Below are 26,376 nucleotides of genomic sequence, written 5' to 3'. Positions count from 1 at the left end.
CATCTAAACGAAAACAGCAACGCTGATTCTCTAAGTAAAATGCGTCTTCTTAATGCTTTATTTCGACACAACAGAACATTACATGCTTTGAGCTAGCGCAAGTTCATCAAGCTTGTCGAATTTGAAAATATTCGATAATTTACTTTTACATTGCGCTGAGCAAAAGCCATCTAAGCATTCAGACAATGTGTTTGTTAATGTATTGAACATAAACAAACCTTTTCCAATGAAAAAGTCGCGCGAGAGTGTATCACAATACGCTTAATAACGCACAGTAACTGTGGTTATCAACTTTTAAAAGGCTGGCGTTTCTTGTGTTTGTGTGGATAGACAAGTAACATATTGAGAATTTTTTAAGTAAAAGATTCTAAGTGATTAAAATTTATAAGAAAGTTTAGTCACAATAATAATTTTCGCTTTTACAGTGAACCAAACTAAGCATGCCCGACTCATATAACTAAATAACAGGGTCTGCTAAGGAGAATAATCAGTGCAGTATTGGATCCCAAAAACGGTCGCGTTAGGCGTGATCCTTGGTTTATCTGGATGTAGTGTTTTCACGAATGACACCCACCACGAAAGAAATTACCGTATTAATAAAGCAGTTCAAGTTCCGGGTGATCTAAAACAGCCTTACAAAGATCCAACTTATGTTATGCAAGAAGCACAGTACAATAACGATACTGAGGCACTTGCATTGCGCCCGCCTCAACAAGTACTCACACTTGCTGCTGGCTCTTGGGTTGAACAAAATGACAAACTCGCTAGAGTATTTTTTGATAAAAACGATGGCATTGAAGATTTGACTTCATTTATTTGGCAAGCCGTTGATTCTGTTGTTGCTGGCAACCAAGCTGGTTTCGAAAGCATGAACAAAAATCAAGGTGAGGCACTTACCGATTGGTATTCAGTGATCACGCCTTCTTCAAAGTGGTTTTGGCAAGAAGAGACTACGCCGTCTAAACAAAAATATAAATTTACGGTTTCTCAAAGTGAACACCAAAGAACCGCGTCGTTAAGTGCTGAACTTGTCGATTACCAAAGTGATGAAGTTGAATTAACTGATTTACTTAAACAGCAATTAGAAGTGCGTGCGCTGAATCAAGTTGTTGCTGAATTCGATTATCAATACCGTTTATTACTTGTTGAGCTTCGCAAACAACAAGGTCAATTGGCATTAGATATGGGCTTCGACCCGAAAGGCAATGCTGCTATGGTTGCAGCACAACCACTTAATGTTGTCATTGCAAATCTAGCCAATGTTTTAGAGCGGCTTAATTTTACTATCATCAGTGTTGATGGAGAAAAAGACGAACTACATGTTAGATATGAAAAGCCTGAAGATAGCGTATGGGACTCTATTTGGGGTGATGAAGTGACTATTCTACCAATTGAAGAAGGTGATTATCGTATCAAAATATCTTCGTTATCAGATAAAGAGTCATCAGTGACATGGCGAAACAATGATGGTGAAGCTTTAACCGCTGAGTTGTTAAGTGAATTACAACAGAAGCTAAATAAAGCAATTGGTAGCAAAGGCTTATCAATCTAAACAAGTAATATTTGAAGAACAGAAAAGAGCTGCGGCTCTTTTCTGCGTTTTTATAGGTAAATAATAATGACAACTCAACCTTATCAAAAAGATAAAGTGCACTGGCGTACTTTGTTTGCGTTTATTGTACCGTCTTTAATCGGTGTATTTTTGTTTATGACACCGGTCTCAGTTGGAGAAGCAATGACTATTCCCATTGCTGTACTAGCTAAAAAACTGCAAGCATTTGTTGCGCCTTTTATTCACGCTATGATTGTAGGGGTTGTCTGTGTTACGGCTGTTTTAAGTTTAGTCGCCAAACTGTTGAAGCCAAAAGCCTTGATGCAGTTTGCACTGTTTAAACATTTGTTTGATGTGAGTTGGATTTGGTTAGTGACCCGTTTATTGGGTGCAGCATTTATATTAATGACTTTTTTTAAAGTAGGTCCTGCTTTTATCCATGCTGATCATACCGGCGCCTTGGTACTGAACGACCTGTTACCTGTGTTATTTTCTGTGTTTGTACTCGCGGGATTGTTGTTACCTTTACTACTTAATTTCGGTTTACTAGAGCTGGTGGGTACTTTGCTTACAAAAGTAATGCGTCCATTATTCGGAGTACCAGGTAGAAGTGCGGTTAACTGTGTGGCTTCTTGGTTAGGTGATGGCAGTGTGGGTATTTTAATGACTGCTCGTCAATATGAAGAAAAATACTATACACAAAAAGAAGCAGCTATTATTGGAACAACTTTTTCAGCTGTTTCGATCACTTTTTGCTTAGTGGTCATTGGCCAAGTAAAGCTTGAGCATTTATTTGCGCCTTTCTATTTAACCGTATGTTTAGCTGGTTTTGTCGCTGCGATCATCGTGCCTCGATTACCGCCTTTAAGCTTTAAAAAATCTACCTATATTGATGGCACTGAGCCTGCACATGATGCAGAAGCCGTACCCGAAGGTAAAACCTTGTTTCAACATGCGTTATCTGTAGCACTAGAGAAAGCTGAAAAAGCACCTGGTGTTAAAGGCACATTGAAAGAGGGGATGACCAACGCACTAGATATGGTATTTGCTGTGCTTCCAGTGGTGATGGCTGTGGGTACGTTTGCACTGATCATTGCTGAATATACGCCTGTTTTTCAGTATTTAGGGACGCCATTCGTTCCATACCTTGAATTGTTACAAGTGCCAGAAGCGGCTCAAGCAGCACAAACTATCGTCGTTGGCTTTGCTGATATGTTTATTCCTTCAATTCTTGCTGCCAGCAGTATTGAAAGCGATGTAACGCGCTTTATTGTTGCAGCGATGAGTGTGACACAGCTTATCTATATGTCTGAGGTTGGCGCTTTACTTCTGGGGAGTAAAATTCCGGTTAACATCCTAGAATTATTCACAATTTTTATTTTAAGAACGTTAGTAACATTACCCGTGATTGCTTTAATGGCGCATTGGTTAGTGTAAGTTATTCAGGAAGAGTAAAGGTTGTAAGCTTTACTCTTCTTTTTCATTATCTGGTTTTATCTGCTTATCAATTTTCTTTTTTATATCAAATTTAGCTGAGTATTTAAGCAGCGCGATATTACTCCAAATAATACCTAGAACACCAATAATGATAAGTATGACTTGCCAAGTCTCGAATTTAGTTGATGCCATGATAGGGCCCTTAAATCGATTTCAAATTATATTGTCATTATAATTTCGAAAGTTTCATTAAGATACCTTGAATTCAGCTGAAAAAATAAGATTTTATATATATGAGCTGCTATGATCTGCGCATTTAAGATTAATACAGATAGCTTCAAAGTTTGTGAGTAATTGATGGAAAAAGTTTTAATTTGGCCTGCACAATATCCATTACTTCTTAAAGGGCTTGCGGAGCAAAATGGCGCATTCATTCTCGATGCACTAGAAGCTTGGCCTGAATGTCAGACCTTAACCGATGAGCAAGGTGTTGAAAGTACCATTTTACCGCCAGTTTTCTATTTGATTTGGCTTAAGCCACTAGACCCATTTGAAGCCTGTCATTTTCAACATATCGATGAATATGAAGAAGAACACCGCACGTATACAGAAATGCTGGTTTCTCATTTCAATCAGGCAGGGCTCGATCATCAAGCAATTGTGTTAATGCTTATTCAGCGTCTAGCTCAATACAGTCAAATTAACGCCCAGCTCAACTGTGTTTCATACCCTGACTTTTTCGAGTTGTTGTCTGATAAACTTATGGCTGATGTCATACTTTGGACGATTCAAAATGGCGTCAATTTGTCACCAAAACAACTACTCACCTGTTGGCGACAAGATGTTTTAAAAGAGCCCCTGATTGCACTTCTTCCTGATTGTTTGCTGAACCTTGATGAAACGACCCAATATTTACTTACTCAAACTAATTCAGATGAACCTGTTTTTGATTTACTGAGCCACTTAATTGATGAAGATGAAGTCAAGAGTCTCACAGAACAAGCTCTGCTGAATTTGATCACCTCAGAGCATGTAAAACAAGCAGAACTGATTGAATATATAAAGCAAGGTGCAAGAGCTACATTAGTTGACGAGCATGGCAAAAACGCATTTATGCATGCTATCGAGCAGGGCTTTGTGAGTATTGTCGAACAACTTATTGATTCACAGGATCTTAGCCAAAAAGACGAAGACGGAAATGGATTAATGCACTTCGCGGTTCTATCTAATTCTTCAGCCATGATAGCTTTGCTATTTAAGCATGATTGCAAGGCAAAAGTTGTTAATGACTTAGGGCAAACACCTTACCGTTTAGCATTGAAGCATGGTGCATTTATCGCGAAGAAGACGCTTGAACAGCATGGTATTAAAGAGCTGTCAGAAGGGGAGCAATATAATAAAATCAGATTAGTGCACATATTTGTGGCAATAGTATGTTTTGCATTTCCACTTCAGCTGTCGTTATTCTTTAGTGATACTTTTGATTATAAAAGTGAAAGTGTGTGGTTTTTCTCTATCTTGAGCATTGCGCTCATTACGCTATCTCGGAAAATCAAAAGAGGGGCCTTGTATCCGGTTAAACGACACCCTTGGTCTTTAAAGCTTCTTTATGGCAAAGCCTATTTGAGTACGAGCTTACAAGTCATGTTATCACTGCTTGTGTTATTTACCGTCTTAACAAGTTAATTTATCTTCTGTTTTAAAATACAAGACTACAAATAAAAAAGAGCACCAGTTGGTGCTCTTTTTTATATTTAAAACTGAGTATGATTAAGGAGCGGTATCAATCTTGTTCTTCAGTATGTTCGTGTGCTGCCTTTTCATCAGCGAGATCTTGTTTGAGCTTACGAATTCTTAACCCCAGTTCTTGACCACGGTGTTTTGCATAATATGTACAACCAACGAACATTAAACTTGCAAAGAGTAGCTCTAACAGCACCCAAAGTAGCTCATCAGTTGCAATCCACAACAAGGTGAAGCCATGCAAGAAGTAAATCAATACGATGAAGTTTGCCCAAGCGTAAGTGTAAGGGTTATCTTTTATAAACCCTCGTAAGGGTAACAGTAGCGGAAGAATATATACCGTAAACATAAACCCAAGGCTGTGACCTTCTCTAGGAGAAAGTACAAATAACCACAGTGGCATTAAAATCAGCAAACCTACGTAGCCTGTTAAAGCCATATTTTGAAAGCGCTTAGTTAGCGGCTTTTTTTCTACAGATGTCATTTTAATTTTTCAGCAATAGTGATGAGACGTTTTCCAACAGAGCGACAGATTTTCGTTTCTGTCTCACTGAGCATTGATGTATTTGTAGTGCCAGCAACATGACTGGCACCGTAAGGTGTGCCACCAGTGGTAGTTTGAGATAATTCAGGCACATCATAGGGGACACCTAGTAACATCATGCCATGATGTAGTAATGGTAGCGATAAGTTAAGTAATGTTGCTTCATTACCACCATGCATGCTACTTGAAGAAGTAAACACACAAGCCGGTTTGTCAATAAGCTGACCTTTTAACCAGATATCACTGGTTGTTTCCCAAAATTGTTTGGCTTGTGCTGCCATCATGCCAAATCGAGTAGGTGTGCCAAATGCAAGTGCGTCACATCGCAACAGGTCGTCTTTTGAGACGACGATGTCATGAGTTTCTCTTTGCTCAAAAGTGCGAAGCAACACGGTTGCACCTTGTGATTCAGCAGCTTCTGCAATTTCATTGGCCATGGCTCTCACAGAGCCGTGGCTAGAATGAAACAAAACCAATAATGTGGTCATTAAAGAATAGCCAGCACAGACTCAGGTGGACGACCAATCGCCGCTTTATCGCCTTTTACTACGATAGGGCGCTCAATCAGTTTAGGGTTCTCTAACATTGCTTGTTTAAGAGCGGCTTCATCTGTGTCTTTATTCAAGCCCAATTCTTTGTAAAGTGTTTCTTTACTACGTACAAGTTGATGTGCCGATTCAAAACCTAACTGAGCAAGTAAAGTATCTAAAGTGCTTAAATCAACGGGCGATTTTAAATATTCAACGATTTCTGGTGTCACACCATTCGTTTCTAGTAAAGCGAGCGTTTCACGTGACTTTGAACAACGCGGGTTATGATAAATGGTTACAGACATATTCATTTCCTAAATTAAATTTTGCGTATTTTAAGTGAACGAGGCAAAGACTTAAAGTTTGGCAAGCTCTTTCTGCATCTGTCTATATTGTTTTAAAAGTGCTTTGAGTCTGGTTTTCTTGACGGTTTCTAAAGTATCAACATGATTAAGTGCACGTTGTACCTCATCAGCGGCTTTGAGAAAAGCACCGTAAGAAGCGAGCACACTTGCTTTGGCTTCATAATAGGCTGCTTGGTCGCCATTATTCTTATAGAGCTCAGCGAGCAACTCTTTTGCAAGTAAGTGTTCAGGCTCATCGAGTAAAAATAATTTTAGGGTTTGCTCAGCAATATCATACTGCTTTGCTTTAATTGCTGAGTTTGCGTAATTTAAAGCCAATACCTGATTATTTGGTCGTAAATTATTATGTTTGGTTAACATTTCTACCGCTTGTTCTGATTGCCCAAGGCTAATCAAAATATCGGTATAAACATCTAAATAAAATAAGTTGTTAGGCTCGTCATCAAGTAGAGGCTGCAATATTTTTTCAGCTTCTTTAGCTTGTTTTTGATCCAGTAAGCTGATGGCAAGACCGTATTCTAGATGTTTTTTATCAAGTGAAGTTGATTTGCGAATTTCATTCTCAAAAAAAGCTTGAGCATCTTTGCTGTCTAATTGATATCTTGCAATGACACGGCTTTTAGCTAAGTTAAAGTCTTCACTTGGCTGTATTTGCCTCGCTTGGTATTGTTGTGCTCTTAATCTCACATCTGAAACTCGAGAATCAGGTAGTGGGTGAGTTAGTAAAAACGCTGGTGGTTTGGTTTGAAAACGTACCTGGTTTGACAATTTTGTTAAAAAGGCACCAGCTTGAGAGGGATCGAATCCTGCGTTATATAAGGTTTGCATCCCAAAGCGATCTGCTTCTTGCTCAGCTTTTCGACTGTGAGACAATTGACTTAAACCCGCCTGAGTAGTACTTGCCGACAGGATTGCCATGCCAGCATCAGGCGCAATTATTGTTGCAAGTATGCCAGTGACAATACCTGCGACAGTCATTGCTGAATTATCTTTTTGATGTTGTAAACGTCTCGCTAGGTGTCGCTGTGTGACGTGCGCAATTTCGTGCCCCAGCACCGAGGCAAGTTGACTTTCGTTATCTGATTGCGCAATCAAACCGGTATGAATACCGACGTGACCACCATAAAAAGCAAATGCATTAATGGCTTGATTATCGATCATAAAGAATGTGAACGGAAAGCGCACATTGTTGGCATTTGCAACAAGCTTATTGCCAAGAGACGATATGTATTCGTCTAAAACTGGGTCTTGAACAAGCGGTGAACCGCCTCTGATCTGCATCATCATGACTTTACCCAAGGCTTTTTCTTTATCAATGGGGAGCACTTCTAAAGCAGATGAGCCTAAATCGGGCAATTTAAAGTCTGTTTGAGCAATTGAACTACTTGAAAATAGTAGCATAGTGCTGAGTAAACCACTCAGCAATAAGCTTTTGAGCATGTTATTCCTTATTGCCGCTAAGTCCAAGCATGATCTGAGCTAAGTCAATCTCATCGCTACACATACGGCTGTCTTTTTCGCACAGTTGATAGAATTCTTTTATTGAGACCCCTTTAACTGTAACAACGTTCATTTCTTTTTTTAGATACGTAATAATTTTATGCACTACTTTATGAGAATGAAGGATAAGGGCTTTGTCTGCAACATCGCCACGTTCGAAATAGAATGCAATAAATTTATGTAGTTGATTGAAGCGCAGAAGCGTCTTCATTGCATGAGGGTCCCAGGTATTAAATTCTAGAAACTTATTATCCTTAATTAACATATCAGTTTCTAAGGGTTTATCTTTTGCGTATGGCAGTGCCCATAATTCAAAACCTCGGTCAGTAAAAACTTGGTCTATGGCTATTTTGGGTTTATTTTCACAAAAGATGTTGCCGTTATCGTCTTCATAGCCGTCTAGTAGTGCTAAATTCCAGTTACGCTTGTCAACTAGGCGTGTAACAGCATTATCAAACCCATGTTGGAACAGTCCGTCACTTTCACTGACGGAAGAGGCAACTAAATGATAGAAAGGCGGCAGCTCACCCCAGTTAAGCTGCTTCTTATACCAGTTGATGTCTTTAAGTGTCGGGTTATCAGGTAACTTTGCTTTGTTGTTAACTCTTGCCATAAATACGCGTAAAAAAAGTAAAACTATTTATAGAATAAACGATTGTGGCTGAGCTATCTACTTTGTAGATGGTTATGTGTAATTTTTTAATGTTACACTATCGCGGGTAAAATTTGGTAAAGCGGTTATGTGTTTAACAATTGATTTAAGTACTTATCAGTGCCCACAATTATTTGTGCAATTTAAACTTCAGTTAAAGCAAGCACAATTAAATAAGCAATCTGTATGTTTTATTTATGAACAAAAGCAACTGATAAATGACATTCTATTTTTTTTAGAAGCAAAAAAGTTTAGCTACACTCAGCACCATGATGCTAAACCTTATCCTTATATAGAGGTGAATCTTTAATATGTTTGAACTTGTTTCAAAGTGGTACAAGAATAAATTTTCTGATCCTAATTCTGTCACGCTTCTGTTTATTGTGTTGGGGCTGGCTGTTTCGCTCTATTTATTTGGCCCATTTATTCTTCCTGTGTTGGTGGCTTTGGTTATTGCATATTTATTAGAGTGGCCAGTTGCTAAAATTGAAAATGTTATAAAAAGCCGTGTGTTAGCGACAAGTTTTATTATTTTACTTTTTTCTGGCGTGTTGCTGACCATGGCATTAGGGCTTATCCCGGTATTATGGCAACAACTGAGTAATTTATTACAAGAAGCGCCAGTGATGTTAGAAGAGGGTAAAGACTTACTTTTACATCTTCCAGAGCAATATCCTACGCTTATCTCAGGTGAACAAGTAAAAGCATTAGTTGCCAGTACAGAGAATAAAATTCTTGAAGCCGGACAAGTTATCTTATCGTTCTCACTAACCTCTATTAAAGATATTGTCGCTTGGATGATTTATTTAATCTTAGTGCCATTACTGGTTTTCTTTATGTTAAAAGACAAAGATGTACTCACTAAAAGTATGTCTGTATTGGTGCCTAAAGACAGACGTCTTATTCAGCAAGTTTGGCATGAAATGGATCATCAGATTATGAACTACATACGTGGTAAGGTGCTAGAAATTCTCATTATTGGTACTGCCACGTTTGTCGCGTTTTGGATTTTAGATTTACGCTATGCGGCGCTACTAGGAGCATTAGTTGGTTTCTCTGTACTTATTCCATTTGTAGGAGCAGCGTTAGTGACTATTCCGGTTGCTGCGGTGGCTATGTTCCAATTCGGATTAGATACGCAATTTTGGACCATTTTAATTGTGTATGGGATCATTCAAGCCTTAGACGGTAATGTATTAGTCCCACTTTTATTCTCCGAAGCGGTAGACCTGAACCCAGTATTTATTATTGTTGCAGTGTTATTCTTTGGCGGTTTGTGGGGCTTTTGGGGGGTATTTTTTGCAATCCCAATGGCATCGCTTGTGAAAGCATTGTTCAATGCTTGGTCTGATAGTTGGAAGCCCCAAGTTCAAAACTAAACATTCTTTTTTTTGCGCTGCAGTCATTGCAGCGCAAAAAATTTCAAATTTCCTCTTGAAGTTATTTTTCCTCGCCCCATATACCTCATAACACTGTGCAAATACTGGTTTAATCGGAGATAAAGATGACCACAGCTCAAAAAGAAACATTAGGCTTTCAAACAGAAGTCAAACAATTACTAAACCTAATGATCCACTCTTTATATTCAAATAAAGAGATCTTTTTACGTGAATTGGTTTCAAACGCATCGGATGCAGCTGACAAGCTTCGCTTTTTAGCGCTGCAAAACGGTGACCTTTACGAGGGTGATGCAAACTTACGCGTTCGTATTAGTGCAGATAAAGACGCAAAAACCGTAACTATCTCAGATAACGGTATTGGTATGACCCGCGAAGAAGTGATCAACTCACTTGGTACGATTGCAAAGTCTGGTACTGCAGAATTTTTCCAAAACTTATCTGGTGACCAAGCAAAAGATTCACAATTAATCGGTCAGTTTGGTGTTGGTTTCTATTCAGCATTTATTGTTGCTGATGCAGTAACGGTTGTGACACGTAAGGCTGGCGAAGAAAAGGCAGTAGAATGGCATTCAAAAGGTGAAGGTGAATTTACACTGGCTGAAGTTGAAAAAGCATCGCGCGGTACAGATATTATCCTTCATTTACGTGAAGACGAAACGGAGTTTTTAGAAGAGTACCGTTTACGTAGTATCGTGACTAAGTATTCAGATCATATTTCAATTCCAGTTGAAATGTATAAGCAACCTGTTGAAGAGTCTGAAGGCCCAGACGGTGAGAAAATCCCGGCGCAACCAGGCGAGTGGGAAGCTATTAACCGTGCGACAGCGCTTTGGACGCGCGACAAATCAGAAGTTTCTGACGAAGAATATAAAGAGTTCTATAAGCACGTAGGTCATGACTGGGAAGAGCCTCTAACTTGGGCACACAACAAAGTAGAAGGTAAGACTGAGTATACTAGCTTGCTTTATATTCCTAAAAAAGCACCATTCGATTTATGGAACCGTGACCGTCAAAGTGGCTTGAAGCTTTACGTACAGCGCGTATTTATTATGGATGATGCAGAGCAGTTTATGCCAAGCTATCTTCGTTTTGTGAAAGGTCTTCTAGATTCAAACGATTTACCACTAAACGTATCACGTGAGATTCTACAAGATAATAAGATCACTCAAGCGATCCGCAAAGGCTGTACATCTCGTGTACTTAAAATGCTTGATCGCATGGGCAAGAACAAACCAGAAGAGTATCAAACATTCTGGAATGAATTCGGTAAGGTATTAAAAGAAGGTCCTGCTGAAGATATCTCTAATAAAGAAGCCATTGCGAAGCTACTTCGTTTCAGCTCAACGCATACTGACGAAAGCACTGAAAATGTGTCTTTAGAGCAATACATTGAGCGTATGAAAGAAGGGCAAGATAAGATTTACTATGTTGTTGCAGATAGCTTCGAGGCGGCGAAGAGCTCTCCTCATTTAGAAATCTTCCGCAAGAAAGGCATCGAAGTACTACTTATGGCAGATCGCGTTGATGAGTGGATGATGAGTCACTTAACTGAGTTCAACGAAAAGCAGTTTGCATCAATTACTCGCGGTGACTTAGACCTAGGTGATTTAGACGACGAAGAAACAAAGAAAGCGCAAGAAGAAAGCGAAAAAGAAGTTGAAGGCTTAGTTGAGCGCATTAAAACAGTATTAGGCGACAAAGTTAAAGAAGTGCGCTTCACGCACCGCTTGACTGACTCTCCGGCGTGTGTTGTTGTTGATGACAACGACATGAGTTCACAAATGCAAAAGCTGATGGAATCAGTAGGCCAAGCAGTACCAGAAGCGAAGCCAATCTTTGAACTAAACCCTGAACATCAACTTGTGAAACACTTAAACGTTGAGCAAGATGAAGATAAATTTGTACAATGGTCTGATGTATTACTAGACCAAGCCTTGTTGGCAGAGCGCGGCAGCCTGAAAGATCCAGCTGCATTCGTAGCGAAACTTAACAAGCTAATGCTTGATTTAAGCAAGTAACCGCTTAATTGAATATTAAAGGGGCCAAAGTATCACTTTGGCCCCTTTTTTTGTGCAGTTAATCAGCAATTAGTATAAGTTGCTTGAGATAACATGCAGCTTGTGAAAAAATCCCAACAACTTCAAATAAACTCCCGAATAAGAGGAACACACTATGCGCATCATCCTTCTAGGCGCGCCGGGTGCAGGTAAAGGCACTCAAGCTCAATTTTTAATGGACAAATACGGCATTCCACAGATCTCAACTGGTGATATGCTACGTGCTGCAATCAAAGAGGGCACGCCTCTGGGTCTTGAAGCTAAGAAAGTAATGGACGCAGGTCAGCTAGTTTCTGATGAAATCATCATCGGTCTAGTGAAAGAGCGTATTGCTAAAGCTGATTGCGAAAATGGTTTCTTACTAGATGGTTTCCCACGCACAATCCCTCAAGCGGATGCAATGAAAGAGAATGGCATTGCTATCGACCACGTTATTGAGTTTGACGTTGCTGATGAGATCATCGTTGAGCGTATGGGCGGTCGCCGTGTACACCCAGGTTCTGGTCGTGTTTACCATGTAGTTTACAATCCACCTAAAGTGGAAGGAAAAGATGACGTAACGGGTGAAGACCTTATCATTCGTGATGATGACGTTGAAGAAACAGTACGTAAGCGTTTAGGTATCTACCACGACCAAACAAAACCACTAGTTGATTACTACCAAGCAGAAGCAGAGCAGGGCAATACTCAGTACCACCGTTTAGATGGTACACAGGCTGTAGAAGCGGTAAGCGCTCAGCTAGGTGAATTACTAGGTTAATTAATTTTTTTAGCCAGTAATTAAAAAAGCCGCATTTGCGGCTTTTTTCGTTTTATTCTGTGTCAGTTTTGGGCTCTGTCGTTTTGCCAGATAGCTGATTGAGGTGTGTGATAACCTCTTCGTAATTTGGCTCAGTGGCAAGATTTGACACTAGTTGTTTATATGTCACTTTGTGCTCTTTGTCTAAAACCAGAATAGCTCTGCTCAAAAGGCCCATGTCCTTAATATAAAGCCCATATTGCTTACCGAAATCTCGCCAAACTGAGTCGGATAGCGTTTGGATTTTATCTATGCCTTCAACTGCACAGAAGCGTTTTTGTGCGAATGGTAGGTCAGCACTGATGGTGAGCATTTCTATGTTGTTGTATTTGTCTGCGACTTCTTGATTAAAGAATTTAGTTTGTAAACTACATACACCTGTATCAAGGCTAGGCACTATACTTATTAATACCGCTTTGCCTGAAAAATCATTTAATGTAACCGCTTTAAACTGAGCATCAACCACTTTGAAATTTGGTGCTTTTTGCCCGATAGTTACACCTTTACCCAATAAAGTAACCTCTTTACCTTGCGCAAATACTTTGCCTTTATCGATTTGATTCTCTTCAATTTCTAGTGCAAGAGTTGCTGATGAAGCTAAACTCAACGCCAGTATGATTTTTTTCAGCATAAAGTATTCCTTATTGGGTTAACTTAATTGTTTCAACTGTATTATACTTATAATCAAACGATATGTTACTAAGAATAATTGCGTTGTAAATCTAAGCCAAATTTATTAACATTTGCAATCGTTCTGCACTTCAAATAATTATAATCAAAAGAGAATTACGGTAACTTGTAGTTCAACAGTGAAGAGAGCTTTTATGTCAACATTGGTATTAATTTGTGATGATTCCAAACTTGCGCGTCGGCAATTGGCCCGTTCGTTACCAGAAGACTGGGATATCAAAGTTGAATTTGCAGAGCACGGTTTAGACTGCCTTGAAAAAATCAAACAGTTCTCTCCAGAAATACTTTTCTTAGATCTAAACATGCCACATATGGACGGCTATGAAGTACTTCAAGCTATCAATGAGCAGCAATTAAATGTGCTGACAGTGGTTGTCTCTGGTGATATTCAGCCAAATGCTCATGAGCGTGTGATGTCTTTAGGTGCAATTGATTTTATTCGTAAACCCTGTGATAAAGAAAAGCTGATAGAAATCATAGAGCAGCATGGTATTCGAGATAGAGCAATTCGTGAAAGCTTAGTTCACAAATTAGGTGAACAAGTAGACTCTGAATTACGAGACATTTATCAAGAATTAACCAACGTTGCAATGGGTCAAGCAGGTGATTTACTTGCACGATTACTAAATGTGTTCGTTGAATTACCAATACCAAATGTTAATGTCTTGGAAGTGAGCGAGCTTCACATGGCGCTTCAAGCCATTGATGCAAATGCATCGACATCTGGCGTATGTCAGGGGTTTATCGGCGGCGGCGTGTCTGGTGAAGCCTTGCTGTTATTAAATGACTCCAGTTTTAAAGAAATTGCCTCCCTAATGAATTATTCAGGGGAATTAAATAATAAGGTTGAGTTAGAGCTTTTGATGGATATTAGCAACATACTGATTGGTGCTATTTTGTCAGGACTGTCTCGCCAGCTAGATATGCCATTTAGTCAAGGACACCCGGTTGTATTGGGTCAACATTGTGAAGTGTCAGATCTGGTTAAAGCTAATAAGGGTCGCTGGCAAAGAACATTAGCGATTGAGATTAGCTATGGTATTGAAGATCACGATATTAAATGTGATCTGATGCTGTTATTTACTGAGGATTCAATTAAGACCCTCAAATATAAAGTTGCTTATTTACTAGAAGAATAATCGTATGCCTGCTGCAGATTTTGACATGAATGAAGTTCACTGGCTGATGGATATGTTCAACACAGTTGACGTCGGTCTAGTTGTGTTAGACAGAAATTATCAGGTCTGTGTATGGAATGGTTTTATGGAAAACCATTCAGGGCTATTACCAAGCGCGGTAAAAGATAAAGATATATTTGATTTATTTCCAAGCCTTGATGAGAAGTGGTTTAGAAGTAAAACAGAGCCAGTTTTTGTTTTAAAAAATCGCTCTTTCACTATTTGGGAGCAGCAACCTTATATTTTTAGGTTTAAAAATTACCGTCCGATCACTGGTAAAGCTGATCATATGTATCAGAATTCAACCATAATACCACTGACCACGCTTACAGGTGAAGTGAGTCACATTTGCCTAATAATATACGATGTGACGGATGAGGCGGTGAACAAGCAAGACCTTGAACTAGCCAATCGTCAACTTGAAAAAATGAGCCGTACAGATAGCTTAACTAAGCTCTCGAACAGGGGGTTCTGGGAAGATCAACTTAAAAAAGAGTTTCTAAGATTACAAAGAAGCCAAGGTGCCAGTAGCTTGTTAATGTTCGACATTGATTTCTTTAAGAAGATCAATGATGAGTATGGTCATGGTGGCGGCGATGAAGCAATTAGACATATCTCTGATCTGCTCAAGAAAACATTAAGAGAGTCGGATACTGCTGGTCGTTATGGTGGCGAAGAGTTTGCAGTTACTTTAGTCGATACCTCTCAAGAGGGGGCTGTGGTGTTTGCAGATAGGCTGCGTTCTTTAATCGAAAAATCTTCCATTTTTTATGATGATAAAGTAATTAAAGTCACTGTCAGCATTGGAGTCGCTACTTTTTCAAGCGATTTTCAAAAACATGAAGAATGGATTGAAGCGGCTGATATTGCTTTATACCACGCCAAAGAAACAGGCCGTAACCGTGTCGCCTGTTTTAGTAAAGATATGAAAGAGTAAGCTGACTAAGTTCAGCTTACTTTTTTAGCATCTTCTTCCTTAGGACATTGTGCAATTGTTTCAACTATGTCCGACTCATTCACTTGTTCAAGTCGAACAGTAAAACCCCAAAGTCTATAAAGGTGTTTAATTACTTCTGCTTTTGAATCATGAAGTGGAATACCATTTTGTGGTACGTAGCGAAGTGTGAGAGATCTATCACCTCTTACGTCCACGTTATAGACTTGTATGTTGGGCTCATGATTACTCAAATTGTACTGTGCTGAGAGCGCAGAACGAACCTTTTGGTAACCTTCTTCATTATGAATAGCACCAACTTCTAAATGTGGCGCTTTTTGTTTGTCGATAATGGTAAAGAGCTTGAAATCTCTGATCAGTTTCGGGGATAAAAACTGACTAATAAAGCTTTCATCTTTAAAGTTCTGCATGGCAAAATGCAGGGTATCAAGCCAATCTGCGCCAGCAAATTCTGGAAACCAACGTTTATCTTCTTCGTTTGGGTTCTCACAAATACGCCTAATATCTGTCATCATATTAAAACCGAGCGCATAGGGGTTTATACCGGAGTAAAATTTACTGTTGTAAGGCGGTTGAAAAACAACATTGGTGTGACTTTGCAAAAACTCTAGCATAAATGCGTCAGATAATTTTCCTTCATCATATAAATGATTCAGAATGGTGTAATGCCAGAATGTCGCCCACCCCTCATTCATCACCTGAGTTTGTTTTTGCGGATAAAAATATTGTGATATTTTTCGAACTATTCTGATAATTTCCCGTTGCCATGACTCCAGTAATGGGGCATTTTTCTCAATAAAATAAAGAATATTCTCTTGTGGCTCAGAAGGGAATCGTGGCTGATCTATCGTTTCTTCTTGCTGATTTTTAGGAATTGTACGCCAAAGCTCATTTACCTGAGATTGTAAGTAGTCTTCTCGCTCCTTTTGACGCTTTTGTTCTTCATACATTGAAATTTGTTGGGGTCGTTTATATCTATCAACACCGTAATTCATCAATGCATGACAAGAGTCAATTAGGTTTTCTACTTCATCAATGCCATATTTTTGTTCGCACTCAGAAATGTAATTTTTGGCGAATAGTAGATAATCTATGATAGAAGATGCATCGGTCCAGGTCTTAAATAAGTAGTTGCCTTTGAAAAAAGAGTTATGTCCATAGCATGCATGCGCCATTACCAGCGCTTGCATGGGCAAAGTATTTTCTTCCATTAAATAAGCGATACAAGGGTTCGAGTTAATAACAATCTCATACGCTAGGCCCATTTGACCTCGGCGATAATTTTGCTCAGTTTGAATAAACTTTTTACCGTAAGACCAATGACTATAGCCGATGGGCATACCAACACTTGAGTACGCGTCCATCATTTGCTCAGCAGTGATAACTTCAATTTGATTAGGGTAGGTGTCTAAACGGTAAAACTCCGCTACACGAGCAATTTCAGCTTGGTATTCTTCAAGTAGTTCAAATGTCCAGTCAGGACCGTCGTTGATCGGATTATATGTCATAACCCCTCCTTAAGACTAAGCAGCGCCTTGATGTTGTTTTTGGTTCTTTTTAAATAACTCTCTGAAGATTGGATAAATATCTTCAACACTTCGAATATGCTGCATGGCAAAGTTACTGTGGGTTTGCGCAATGCCCTGATATTCACGCCAAAGACTTTGGTGAGCGCGAGTTGTTATTTCTATATAAGCGTAATACCGAACCGTTTTAAGCAGTTTATTGGTAAGAATATCTGTACAGTGTGGCGAATCATCAGCCCAGTTGTCTCCGTCTGAAGCCTGAGCTGCATAGATATTCCAGTCACCTTGTGAGTAACGCTCTTTTACTATTTCATCCATGAGTTTAAGTGCACTAGAGACAATGGTGCCGCCCGTTTCTTGAGAGTAGAAAAACTCTTGTTCATCGACTTCTTTTGCTTGGGTATGATGCCTAATATAAACGACTTCAATATCTTTATAGGTACGAGTTAGAAATTGATAAAGTAAAATATAAAAACGCTTTGCCATATCCTTCGTAGCCTGATCCATTGAACCTGATACATCCATTAAGCAAAACATAACTGCTTTGCTTGTTGGGTGAGGGCGTTTTTCGTAATTACGAAAACGTAGGTCATAATTGTCTATAAAAGGTACGGCTGCGATCTTACGTTTAAGCTCTTCTATTTCTAACTTAAGATTATTAATTTGATGCTCTGGAGGCACGCTTTCATTTAATAATGCCTCAAGCTCTTCTTCAGCCTCTTTTAATCGACGTTTTTTTCCAGCAGACATTGCAACTCTTCTTGCTAACGACCCTTGCAAGGAACGAACAATATCTAAATTGCTTGGCATACCATCATTACAAAACCCTGCTCTGTGAGTTTTCATTTGCACTAATTTGTCAAGTTGACTTTGTTGAAGGTTAGGCAGTTCTAAGTCTTCAAACAACAGGTCAAGATACTCATCTTTCGAGATTGAAAAAACAAAGTCATCTTGACCCTCACCTTGATCACTGGCTTCACCTTCACCGCCACCCCCTCCCTGACCAGAAGGGGGACGTTGTATTTTATCGCCAGTACTGAATTGATCGTTACCAGGATGGATCATGTCACGATCACCCCCTTTGCCTTGGTGAAAAATAGGCTCACTGATGTCTCGCTGTGGTATTGAAATACTTTCACCACTGCTTATATCGGTGACGCTTCTCTTATTTATCGCATCTGATACTGCTTCTTTAATTTGCTTCTTATACCGTCTGATGAAGCGCTGACGATTCAACGTACTTTTATTCTTCCCATTCAGGCGACGGTCTATAAAATGTGCCATAAATCACCCTCCAAGAACTCACGCTTTACTGAGACTTTCTAACTCTCAAATACCATTCTGATAGCAAGCGAACTTGCTTCTCTGTGTAACCTTTTTCAACCATACGATTTACGAAGTCTTCGTGTTTCTTCTGGTCTTCAGCAGACGTTTTGGCATTGAATGAAATCACAGGTAGAAGATCTTCAGTATTTGAGAACATTTTCTTCTCTATGACAGTGCGTAATTTTTCATAACTTGTCCAAACAGGATTTTCACCGTTGTGATGCGCTCTCGCTCTTAATACAAAGTTGACTATTTCATTTCTAAAATCTTTCGGATTAGAAATGCCGGCAGGTTTCTCTATTTTCTCAAGTTCTGCATTTAAAGCTGCTCTATCGAATAGCTGCCCTGTATCAGGGTCACGGTATTCTTGATCTTGGATCCAGAAATCAGCATAAGTAACATAACGGTCGAATATATTTTGGCCGTACTCTGAGTACGACTCTAAATAAGCGGTTTGTAACTCTTTACCAATAAACTCCACATACTGAGGAATTAAGTAGCCTTTTAGGTGGCTTAGGTAACGCTCTTGTACTTCAGCATTAAATTGCTCACGCTCAATTTGTTGTTCTAGTACATAGAATAAATGAACTGGGTTGGCCGCAACTTCAGCATGGTCGAAATTGAATACACGAGAAAGAATCTTGAATGCAAAGCGAGTAGATAAACCCGTCATGCCTTCATCGACGCCCGCATAATCGCGATATTCTTGGTAGGACTTAGCTTTTGGATCTGTGTCTTTTAAACTCTCACCATCATACACTCTCATTTTAGAATAAATGCTTGAGTTTTCAGGCTCCTGCAATCTTGAGAGCGACACAAATTTAGCAAGTGTTTCTAGGGTACCTGGTGCACAGGGCGCTGAAGAGAGTTCGCTATTATCTAATAGCTTTTGATAAATTTTAACTTCTTCAGACACTCTCAAGCAATACGGCACTTTTACGATATAGACTCGATCTAAGAATGCCTCATTGTTTTTATTATTTTTGAAACTTTGCCATTCAGACTCATTCGAGTGCGCTAATATCATACCGTTGTAAGGTAACGCGGAAATGCCTTCTGTACCGTTGTAGTTACCTTCCTGCGTTGCAGTTAATAAAGGATGAAGCACTTTAATTGGTGCTTTGAACATTTCAACAAACTCCATAAGGCCTTGGTTTGCTAAACACAGTGAACCCGAGTATGCATAAGCATCTGGATCATTTTGTGCATAATGTTCAAGTTTCCGAATATCTACTTTTCCCACTAATGCAGAAATATCTTGATTGTTTTCATCACCAGGTTCAGTTTTCGCTATTGCCACCTGATCTAAAATAGACGGATAGCGTTTAACGACTTTGAATTGAGTGATGTCTCCACCAAACTCATGTAAGCGCTTGGTTGCCCAAGGAGACATGATAGTTTTTAAATAGCGAGGTTTAATACCATATTCTTTCTCTAGTAAGTTTGCATCCTCTACAGGATTAAACAAAGAAAGGGGATGGTCGTTCACAGGAGACCCTTTGATGGCATAAATCGGAACTTGTTGCATTAGGTATTTCAGTTTTTCTGCAATCGACGATTTACCACCACCAACCGGGCCGAGAAGGTAAAGTACTTGTTTACACTCTTCTAAACCTTGCGCAGCATGTTTTAGATATGAAACGATTTGTTCAATGGCCTCTTCCATGCCATAAAATTCGCTAAAAGCAGGGTATCGAGCAATGACACGATTTGAAAATAATCGGCTTAGCCTTGCATCTGTAGAAGTATCAACCATCTCAGGCTCACCAATAGCCATGAGTAAACGTTCTGCCGCACTTGCATACGCCGATTTATCGTTCTTACAGATCTCTAGAAATTCAGCGATTGAATATTCTTCTTCTTGGGAAGCTTCATATCTGGCTTGATAATGTTCGAATATTGTCATAACGACCTCCAAATAACCTGTGTGAGCTAAGAATAAGAAACTATTTAATAGTAAAAGGTATATTTAAAGCTTAGACATGAAATTAGGAAATTGCCTAAAAAATCCAAATATTTAATTGATGAATGGTATAGATGGAAGTACAAAAAAGGCGTCTATAGACGCCTTTATTCAATTATCTGCAATTAAAGATATGTTAAGCTAGGTTGCTGTTAGCAAATTCCCAGTTAACTAGAGCCCAGAAACCTTTCAGGTATTCAGGACGAACATTGCGGTAATCGATATAATAAGCGTGTTCCCAAAGGTCAACAGTTAGGATAGGCGTTACACCTTCTTCTGTTAGAGGAGTCGCTGCATTTGAAGTATTTACGATATCTAGTGAACCGTCAGCTAGTTGTACTAACCAAGTCCAGCTTGAACCGAAGTTATTTACTGCTTTGTCGTTGAATGCTTCTTGGAATGCTGCGAATGAGCCCCATTTCGCATTAATTAGTTCAGCAACTTTACCAGTTGGCTCGCCACCTGCGTTAGGTGCTAGGCTGTGCCAGTAGAAAGTGTGGTTCCAGATTTGTGCTGCGTTATTGAAAACGCCGCCTTCAGAGCTGCATACTACTTCTTCAAGTGTTTTACCTTCAAAGTCAGTACCTTCAACTAAACCATTTAATTTCACTACATAAGTGTTGTGGTGCTTACCGTGGTGAAATTCTAAAGTTTCTTTAGAAATATGTGGTTCTAGCGCATCGATTGCATAAGGTAATGACGGTAGTTCAAAAGCCATGGTTATCTCCATTTGTTATGTATTTTGCTAATTACGACTGAAACATAGACTACTGAGGTCCAGATTTCTATACGAATTAACTTTATAGTGATACTATAATTCCTGAGTATTTTACTCAAGTTTAGGCAAACAGCAATGGCGTAGTTAGAGACTATTTGTTTTATTTGCCAAAAATGCGTGTTTTACCACGCAACGAATTCGATTTTTCATGGCTACGCATCGTCACATAGAGGTTAATAAATGGAAACCATTGATAAAATTAAGCAACAAATTTCTGAAAACCCAATCATTTTATATATGAAAGGCTCACCTAAACTGCCTAACTGTGGTTTTTCTTCACAAGCATCTCAGGCACTAATGGCTTGTGGTGAACAGTTTGCTTATGTTGATATTCTTTTAAACCCAGATATTCGTGCTGAGTTACCTCACTATGCGAATTGGCCGACTTTCCCTCAGCTTTGGGTTGAAGGTGAGCTAATTGGTGGTTGTGACATTATTTTAGAAATGTTTCAAAAGGGTGAGTTACAGCCGTTAATTAAAGAAACTGCTGACAAATATAGAGATGAAAGCGAAGAAGCTTAATCTAAATTATTTAATACCAAGAGCTCGAACTGATGTTCGGGCTTTTTTTTGTCTGAATTTTACTTCAATAAAAAAATAGGCAAAAAAAAGCCCGCTAAAAAAGCGGGCAAAACAACAAGTTGAAGGAAGTAATAAGGGAACATTAAATACATAAAGTTGTATCTAACTAAGCAATACGACAAATCAGGAATCATATTGCTAAAAACTGTTTCGGTAAGTTGTCTTACTGGAACGAGAGATATAATACGAGTTCTATGATTTGTTATCAAACTAGAAAAATTACACATTTCAGATAAAAAAATCTAATGCGATAAGTCTTTTATTCGTTTTTGACTCTAGCTTAAACCTATCTGTAAATTGTTATGTATATGATTTAAAAGTGAAAGGTATATTTTGAACAAGTTTTTTGTAATTAGTTTTATTGTTGGAAATTGGTATTACCAATGGGCTTTTGAGGGTTTATTCATTTATTTTGAATAAGAGCTCCGATTTATGCATTATCTTCTCATAAATAAGCGCCTATTCATTTTGCTATTTTATTATGTAGCTTTGATTTCGGATGAATAACTATTACTTACGCTTAAATAAAACTTTGACGACAACATAATGGTAAATTCTTAAGTGGTTTTTGAACAGTAAGCATCAAATTTGAGAAAGGAAACCAGTAGGTTAGTAAGATAAGAATGCTATTTAAACAGTTTGTCGTTAAATCACTTCAATTCGTAGTAATCAGATTGTCAGGGCTGCAATGTCTGGGTAAACTAAATGAACTATTGGCTTGTGGCATTGTCGATGAATAAGCTAATGGCGCTGAATGCCCAAACACAACTATTTTAGGAGTATTACAACGTGGAATCGGGTCTAAATTTCATTGATCTTATATTAAAAGCAAGTTTATTGGTTCAACTGGTTATGTTGACGTTAGTGGGTATGTCGATAGCTTCTTGGGCAATTATTTTTCAGCGCAAGTCAATTATTTCAAAAGCCATGCATGATACTAAAAAGTTCGAACAAAAATTTTGGTCAGGCATGGAACTTAGTAAGTTGTATAACGAAATTAGTGCACGCACAGGTAGTCCAGCAGGTTTAGAAGCATTATTTGTGTCTGGCTTTAAGGAATTTGCAAGACAAAAGAAAAGTTCGAATCAAAGCACGGGCCTTGTTATTGAGGGGACGCACCGTTCAATGCGCGTTGCACTTTCAAGAGAAGTCGAAAAGCTAGAATCAAGCCTTTCATTTTTGGCGACAGTAGGTTCAATTAGCCCTTACATCGGCTTATTCGGAACTGTGTGGGGTATTATGAATGCCTTTATTGCATTAGGTGAGGTTCAGCAAGCAACACTACAAATGGTTGCACCAGGTATTGCTGAAGCACTTATTGCAACAGCCATTGGTTTATTCGCAGCTATTCCAGCTGTTATGGCGTATAACCGTTTTGCAAAGAATGTTGAAAAGTTGGAAAGTCATTACATTAACTTTATGGAAGAGTTTGCGAATATCCTTCATCGTCAAGCTGCAAATTCGGTAGAGGCCAAGTAATATGTACTTACGTAAAAAACGACGTCCGGTTGCAGAAATAAACGTGGTACCGTACATCGATGTTATGTTGGTATTGCTTATTATTTTTATGGCGACAGCGCCACTTATTACTCATGGTGTAAAAGTCGACTTGCCTAAGATGTCAGAGTCTGATTTGGTAGAAACAAAAGAAGCACCACCTATTATAGCCAGTATTGATGCTGAGGGTCGCTATTACGTGAGTGTAGGCACTGATCCTGAGGCGCCTATGGATGCAGTTGAGGTTGCTGCTGTGATCAAACTTAAGCTTCAGCAAAATCCTGAAACCCCTGTTTTGATAAAAGGATCGGGTCGTGTGTCTTATCAAGAAGTGCTTCTACTAATGGATTTCTTGAAAAATGCAGGCGTGCCGTCAGTAGGGTTAATGACCAAGTCTTTTGAGGAGTAGTCATGGAATCATTAACCAGTGGATTTGTTAAGTCGTTTCTACTTCATATCGCCTTAGGTGGTTTTTTGTTTGCTACGGCAAATTTTGAAATGCCGACACCCAAAGTCATGCAGGTTCAGCTAAATCCAGTTGTTGAGGAACAAGAAGAAAAAGTTGTCTCTGCTGTATCCGTTGACCAGAAACTCGTTGAGCAAAAAATTGCTGAACTCAAGCAGCAAGAAAACAATAAAAAACGTGCTGAAGAAAAGCGTATCAGAGATCTGGAAAAACGTGCACAACAAGCCAGAAAAGAGCGAGAAGCTGAAGCGCGTCGAATCAAAAAATTGGAGCAGCAAAGGTTAGCTAAGCTAGAAGAAAAGCGTAAAGCTGAAGCTCAAGCAAAGAAAGCCAAAAAAATTGAAGAGAAGCAAAGAGCAGATGCTGAAAAAGCGCGCGCTGAGAAGCTAGCTGCAGAAAAAGCCGCTAAGGCTGCTTCGGATAAGCGAAAAGCCGAAGAAGATGCGTTGCGCAAAGCTGAAATTGCACGAAAAAAACGTGAAGAAGAGGAAAAACGCAGAGCAGAAGAAGCTGAAAAGGCTCGCTTGAAAGCACTTGAAGAGCAGCTACTTCAAGAGCAATTAGCACAAGAGCAAGCTGCTCGCAATAAACTAAGAAAGCAGCAAGTGATGGGCGAAGTTGAAAAATTTCAGGCGCTCATTTCTCAACGCATTCAGTCAAATCTATTGACCGATGAAGCGATGAGAGGCAAAGAGTGTCGCGTAAATATTCGACTTGCCTTTAATGGCTTAGTAACAAGTGTAAAACCTCTAGGAGGAGACAAACTTGTTTGTGATGCCGCACTTAGGGCTATTCGTTTAGCGGATACCTTACCTGTTTCCAAAGATAAAGATGTGTTTGAACAACTCAAGAACATCAACTTAACAATTAAACCAGAACTATAAGGAAAACTATGCTCAAGCGATTCAAAGTATTATTAGTTTGCTTAGTTTTATCTATTCAAAATTATGCTTTTGCGGCTCTTGAAATTGTCATTACCGAAGGGGTAGACAGTGCAAGACCTATTGCCATCGTTCCGTTTAAATTCGAAGGTGTAGGTGAGTTACCTATGCAATTAAGCGATGTTATTGCTGCTGACTTAACACGAAGTGGTAAATTTAAACCTCTTTCATTTGCTGATTTGCCTCAAATGCCTTCTACAGATGAAGACATTGACTACGATGCATGGGTGTCTAAGGGCGTTGAAGCAGTCTTAGTCGGCTCTATCACTCAACAACCGGGTGGTCGTTACTTGGTTAAGTATGAGTTAATTGATGTGATCAGAGCGCAAATCACTGGTGGCGAAACGCGTATGATGACCAATGGCCAGTTAATGAAAAGTCAGGATCATATTCAAGAGTCTCGCCAGTCGATCATCAACGAAGCGGGTTTTAGAAGCTATGCGCACCAAATCAGTGATGTAGTTTATGAATCACTAACAGGAGAAAAAGGGGCGTTTAGAACTAAAATTGCTTATGTCATTGTGCGAGAAAATACAGATAAGCCTTACCAACTGGTTGTAGCGGATTATGATGGTTATAACGAGCAAGTATTGCTTCGTTCAAATGAGCCATTAATGTCACCAGCTTGGTCACCAGATGGTACTAAACTGGCTTATGTTACTTTTGAAAACCGCCAATCTCAAATCGTTATGCAAGACCTGTATACGGGTAAGCGAGATATCATAACTAGCTATCCGGGTATAAATGGTGCGCCACAGTTTTCTCCTGATGGTACAAAGTTACTTATTGTACTTTCTAAAGACGCAGGTGGTGCAACTGAGGTTTACCTATTAGACTTAAAAACACGAAAAGAAACGCGCTTAACAAAACACAGAAGTATAGATACTGAACCATCTTGGCACCCGAATGGCAAAGAAATTGTCTATACATCGGAAAGGGGTGGTAATGCTCAGATATATAAGTTAAATTTACAAACTGGTAGATCTAAGCGTGTTACCTTTGATGGCGATATGAACTTGGCGGGTTCAATTACACCAGATGGCAAGCAACTTGTTATGGTGAATAGAACATTAGGAAAGTATCATATTGCAAAAAAAGAATTAAATTCAGGGTTATTCCAGGTGCTAACGCGTACTCGTTTAGACGAGTCACCAAGTATTGCGCCGAATGGCTCTATGATTATGTATAGTACCTTGTACAATAACAAGCAGGTATTAGCTCTGGTTTCGATGGACGGCAGATTTAAAGCGCGTCTACCTGTTACTGATGGACAGGTTAAGGCACCAGCATGGTCACCTTTTTTACAGTAGTTTTACTGGTATAAATTTTTGATATAGGAATATACTCGATGCAACTTAACAAAACCTTAAAAGCTTTATTGGTCGCTTTACCAGTAATGACACTTGCAGCATGTAGCTCATCTTCAAGCGTTGACGAAAGTGCTGCAAATCAAAACAATGGTGCTAACGCATCACAATCTGGTAGCAATGTAGAAGTTAACACTTTAACACCAGAGCAAGCTGCAGCTGAGAAACTACAACAGAAATATGAAGCGCTTCGTCAAGAGCAAATCGTATACTTCGACTTCGATAAATCAAGTATTCGTGGTCAGTATGCTGAGCTACTTCAGGCTCACGCTGATTTCTTAGTAAAAAATCCAAGTGTTAAAGTACTAATCGAAGGTCATGCTGATGAGCGTGGTACGCCTGAGTACAACATTGCACTAGGTGAGAGCCGTGGTAAGTCAGTTGCTAAATACCTACAAAGCCTAGGTGTTTCTGACAGCCAAATCTCTGTAGTGAGCTACGGTGAAGAGAAGCCAATGGTTAAGTCTCGCACTGAAGAAGCTTTTGCTAAAAACCGTCGTGCGGTTTTAGTTTACTAATTTGAAAGAG

At 39.2% G+C, this 26,376-nt stretch carries 27 protein-coding genes; 15 read left to right on the top strand and 12 right to left on the bottom strand.

The features are described from left to right. Nucleotides 1-78 precede the first annotated feature (78 nt). Nucleotides 79-210 (bottom strand): hypothetical protein, encoded by a 132-nt coding sequence (locus tag AAEU28_RS02735; protein WP_421962851.1) that lies wholly within the window; start codon nucleotides 208-210, stop codon nucleotides 79-81. Between the two features lie 280 nt (nucleotides 211-490). Here AAEU28_RS02735 and bamC point away from each other — a divergent pair, with 280 nt between their 5' ends. Then, nucleotides 491-1,552 (top strand): outer membrane protein assembly factor BamC, encoded by a 1,062-nt coding sequence (bamC, locus tag AAEU28_RS02730; RefSeq protein ID WP_421962850.1) that lies wholly within the window; start codon nucleotides 491-493, stop codon nucleotides 1,550-1,552. Nucleotides 1,553-1,618: 66 nt separating this feature from the next. After that, nucleotides 1,619-2,989: a YjiH family protein gene (locus tag AAEU28_RS02725; RefSeq protein WP_421962849.1), complete on the top strand. Its 1,371-nt coding sequence runs from the start codon at nucleotides 1,619-1,621 to the stop codon at nucleotides 2,987-2,989. Between the two features lie 30 nt (nucleotides 2,990-3,019). Here AAEU28_RS02725 and AAEU28_RS02720 read toward each other — a convergent pair whose 3' ends face one another. Further along, nucleotides 3,020-3,181 carry a DUF2897 family protein gene (locus AAEU28_RS02720; protein ID WP_130256720.1) on the bottom strand — a complete coding sequence of 54 codons (162 nt, stop codon included), beginning with the start codon at nucleotides 3,179-3,181 and terminating at the stop codon, nucleotides 3,020-3,022. Nucleotides 3,182-3,346: 165 nt separating this feature from the next. Here AAEU28_RS02720 and AAEU28_RS02715 point away from each other — a divergent pair, with 165 nt between their 5' ends. After that, the gene (locus AAEU28_RS02715) at nucleotides 3,347-4,675 is read left to right on the top strand and encodes an ankyrin repeat domain-containing protein (protein WP_421962848.1); all 1,329 of its coding nucleotides are present in this window, start codon (nucleotides 3,347-3,349) and stop codon (nucleotides 4,673-4,675) included. 97 nt (nucleotides 4,676-4,772) lie between these two features. On the opposite strand, the gene AAEU28_RS02710 is transcribed toward AAEU28_RS02715, so the two are convergent. Genes AAEU28_RS02710 through AAEU28_RS02690 form a run of 5 tightly spaced genes read right to left on the bottom strand, consistent with a single transcriptional unit; the run spans nucleotide 4,773 to nucleotide 8,284 of the window. After that, complete coding sequence (locus tag AAEU28_RS02710) at nucleotides 4,773-5,216, bottom strand: DUF2069 domain-containing protein (RefSeq protein ID WP_421962847.1); 444 nt, start codon at nucleotides 5,214-5,216, stop codon at nucleotides 4,773-4,775. Further along, nucleotides 5,213-5,764 (bottom strand): NAD(P)H:quinone oxidoreductase, encoded by a 552-nt coding sequence (gene wrbA, locus AAEU28_RS02705; RefSeq protein WP_421962846.1) that lies wholly within the window; start codon nucleotides 5,762-5,764, stop codon nucleotides 5,213-5,215. The genes AAEU28_RS02710 and wrbA overlap by 4 nt, the downstream gene beginning before the upstream one ends. Beyond that, on the bottom strand, nucleotides 5,764-6,111 hold the full coding sequence (arsC, locus tag AAEU28_RS02700; protein ID WP_421962845.1) for an arsenate reductase (glutaredoxin): 348 nt from the start codon (nucleotides 6,109-6,111) through the stop codon (nucleotides 5,764-5,766). The genes wrbA and arsC overlap by 1 nt, the downstream gene beginning before the upstream one ends. 51 nt (nucleotides 6,112-6,162) lie before the next feature. After that, nucleotides 6,163-7,611: a M48 family metalloprotease gene (locus tag AAEU28_RS02695; protein ID WP_421962844.1), complete on the bottom strand. Its 1,449-nt coding sequence runs from the start codon at nucleotides 7,609-7,611 to the stop codon at nucleotides 6,163-6,165. Nucleotide 7,612: 1 nt separating this feature from the next. After that, nucleotides 7,613-8,284, bottom strand: coding sequence for a hypothetical protein (locus AAEU28_RS02690; RefSeq protein WP_421962843.1), 672 nt, complete (start codon nucleotides 8,282-8,284; stop codon nucleotides 7,613-7,615). A 127-nt stretch (nucleotides 8,285-8,411) separates the two neighbouring features. Between AAEU28_RS02690 and AAEU28_RS02685 the strand changes: the two genes are divergently transcribed. From AAEU28_RS02685 to adk, 4 genes are all read left to right on the top strand, one after another. After that, entirely contained in the window at nucleotides 8,412-8,633 is a 222-nt protein-coding gene (locus AAEU28_RS02685; protein WP_421962842.1) for a hypothetical protein, read from the top strand. Between the two features lies 1 nt (nucleotide 8,634). Next, complete coding sequence (locus tag AAEU28_RS02680) at nucleotides 8,635-9,702, top strand: AI-2E family transporter (RefSeq protein ID WP_421962841.1); 1,068 nt, start codon at nucleotides 8,635-8,637, stop codon at nucleotides 9,700-9,702. 125 nt (nucleotides 9,703-9,827) lie between these two features. After that, nucleotides 9,828-11,741, top strand: coding sequence for a molecular chaperone HtpG (gene htpG, locus AAEU28_RS02675; RefSeq protein WP_421962840.1), 1,914 nt, complete (start codon nucleotides 9,828-9,830; stop codon nucleotides 11,739-11,741). 154 nt (nucleotides 11,742-11,895) lie between these two features. Next, a complete protein-coding gene (gene adk / locus AAEU28_RS02670; protein ID WP_058030092.1) occupies nucleotides 11,896-12,540 on the top strand; it encodes an adenylate kinase in 645 nt (214 codons plus the stop codon). 52 nt (nucleotides 12,541-12,592) lie between these two features. Here adk and tpx read toward each other — a convergent pair whose 3' ends face one another. Beyond that, on the bottom strand, nucleotides 12,593-13,210 hold the full coding sequence (gene tpx / locus AAEU28_RS02665; protein ID WP_421962839.1) for a thiol peroxidase: 618 nt from the start codon (nucleotides 13,208-13,210) through the stop codon (nucleotides 12,593-12,595). Between the two features lie 193 nt (nucleotides 13,211-13,403). Here tpx and AAEU28_RS02660 point away from each other — a divergent pair, with 193 nt between their 5' ends. Both AAEU28_RS02660 and AAEU28_RS02655 read left to right on the top strand, forming a co-directional pair. After that, nucleotides 13,404-14,408, top strand: coding sequence for a response regulator (locus AAEU28_RS02660; protein ID WP_349286142.1), 1,005 nt, complete (start codon nucleotides 13,404-13,406; stop codon nucleotides 14,406-14,408). Nucleotides 14,409-14,412: 4 nt separating this feature from the next. Then, nucleotides 14,413-15,384 carry a diguanylate cyclase gene (locus AAEU28_RS02655; protein WP_421962838.1) on the top strand — a complete coding sequence of 324 codons (972 nt, stop codon included), beginning with the start codon at nucleotides 14,413-14,415 and terminating at the stop codon, nucleotides 15,382-15,384. An 11-nt stretch (nucleotides 15,385-15,395) separates the two neighbouring features. Here AAEU28_RS02655 and AAEU28_RS02650 read toward each other — a convergent pair whose 3' ends face one another. From AAEU28_RS02650 to AAEU28_RS02635, 4 genes are all read right to left on the bottom strand, one after another. Beyond that, a complete protein-coding gene (locus AAEU28_RS02650) occupies nucleotides 15,396-16,910 on the bottom strand; it encodes a SpoVR family protein (RefSeq protein WP_421962837.1) in 1,515 nt (504 codons plus the stop codon). 15 nt (nucleotides 16,911-16,925) lie between these two features. Then, nucleotides 16,926-18,212 (bottom strand): YeaH/YhbH family protein, encoded by a 1,287-nt coding sequence (locus tag AAEU28_RS02645; RefSeq protein WP_421962836.1) that lies wholly within the window; start codon nucleotides 18,210-18,212, stop codon nucleotides 16,926-16,928. A gap of 25 nt (nucleotides 18,213-18,237) precedes the next feature. Beyond that, nucleotides 18,238-20,160 (bottom strand): PrkA family serine protein kinase, encoded by a 1,923-nt coding sequence (locus AAEU28_RS02640; protein WP_421962835.1) that lies wholly within the window; start codon nucleotides 20,158-20,160, stop codon nucleotides 18,238-18,240. A 193-nt stretch (nucleotides 20,161-20,353) separates the two neighbouring features. Continuing rightward, complete coding sequence (locus AAEU28_RS02635; protein WP_404390124.1) at nucleotides 20,354-20,935, bottom strand: Fe-Mn family superoxide dismutase; 582 nt, start codon at nucleotides 20,933-20,935, stop codon at nucleotides 20,354-20,356. Between the two features lie 240 nt (nucleotides 20,936-21,175). Here AAEU28_RS02635 and AAEU28_RS02630 point away from each other — a divergent pair, with 240 nt between their 5' ends. The 6 genes from AAEU28_RS02630 (at nucleotide 21,176) to pal (ending at nucleotide 26,366) form a co-directional block, all read left to right on the top strand. Then, nucleotides 21,176-21,517, top strand: coding sequence for a Grx4 family monothiol glutaredoxin (locus AAEU28_RS02630; RefSeq protein WP_058030084.1), 342 nt, complete (start codon nucleotides 21,176-21,178; stop codon nucleotides 21,515-21,517). An 849-nt stretch (nucleotides 21,518-22,366) separates the two neighbouring features. Further along, nucleotides 22,367-23,056: a protein TolQ gene (gene tolQ / locus AAEU28_RS02625; protein WP_421962834.1), complete on the top strand. Its 690-nt coding sequence runs from the start codon at nucleotides 22,367-22,369 to the stop codon at nucleotides 23,054-23,056. Between the two features lies 1 nt (nucleotide 23,057). Next, the gene (gene tolR / locus AAEU28_RS02620; RefSeq protein WP_058030082.1) at nucleotides 23,058-23,483 is read left to right on the top strand and encodes a protein TolR; all 426 of its coding nucleotides are present in this window, start codon (nucleotides 23,058-23,060) and stop codon (nucleotides 23,481-23,483) included. Between the two features lie 2 nt (nucleotides 23,484-23,485). Continuing rightward, on the top strand, nucleotides 23,486-24,424 hold the full coding sequence (tolA, locus tag AAEU28_RS02615) for a cell envelope integrity protein TolA (protein ID WP_421962833.1): 939 nt from the start codon (nucleotides 23,486-23,488) through the stop codon (nucleotides 24,422-24,424). Between the two features lie 8 nt (nucleotides 24,425-24,432). Next, a complete protein-coding gene (gene tolB / locus AAEU28_RS02610; RefSeq protein WP_349286134.1) occupies nucleotides 24,433-25,791 on the top strand; it encodes a Tol-Pal system beta propeller repeat protein TolB in 1,359 nt (452 codons plus the stop codon). A gap of 38 nt (nucleotides 25,792-25,829) precedes the next feature. After that, a complete protein-coding gene (gene pal, locus AAEU28_RS02605; protein WP_138482044.1) occupies nucleotides 25,830-26,366 on the top strand; it encodes a peptidoglycan-associated lipoprotein Pal in 537 nt (178 codons plus the stop codon). Nucleotides 26,367-26,376 lie beyond the last annotated feature (10 nt).

The sequence above is a fragment of the Pseudoalteromonas sp. SS15 genome, assembly GCF_049257195.1.
GTDB lineage: Bacteria > Pseudomonadota > Gammaproteobacteria > Enterobacterales > Alteromonadaceae > Pseudoalteromonas.
The sequence above is the reverse complement of the archived record's forward strand: the minus strand, read 5'-3'. Positions and strand labels throughout refer to the sequence as shown.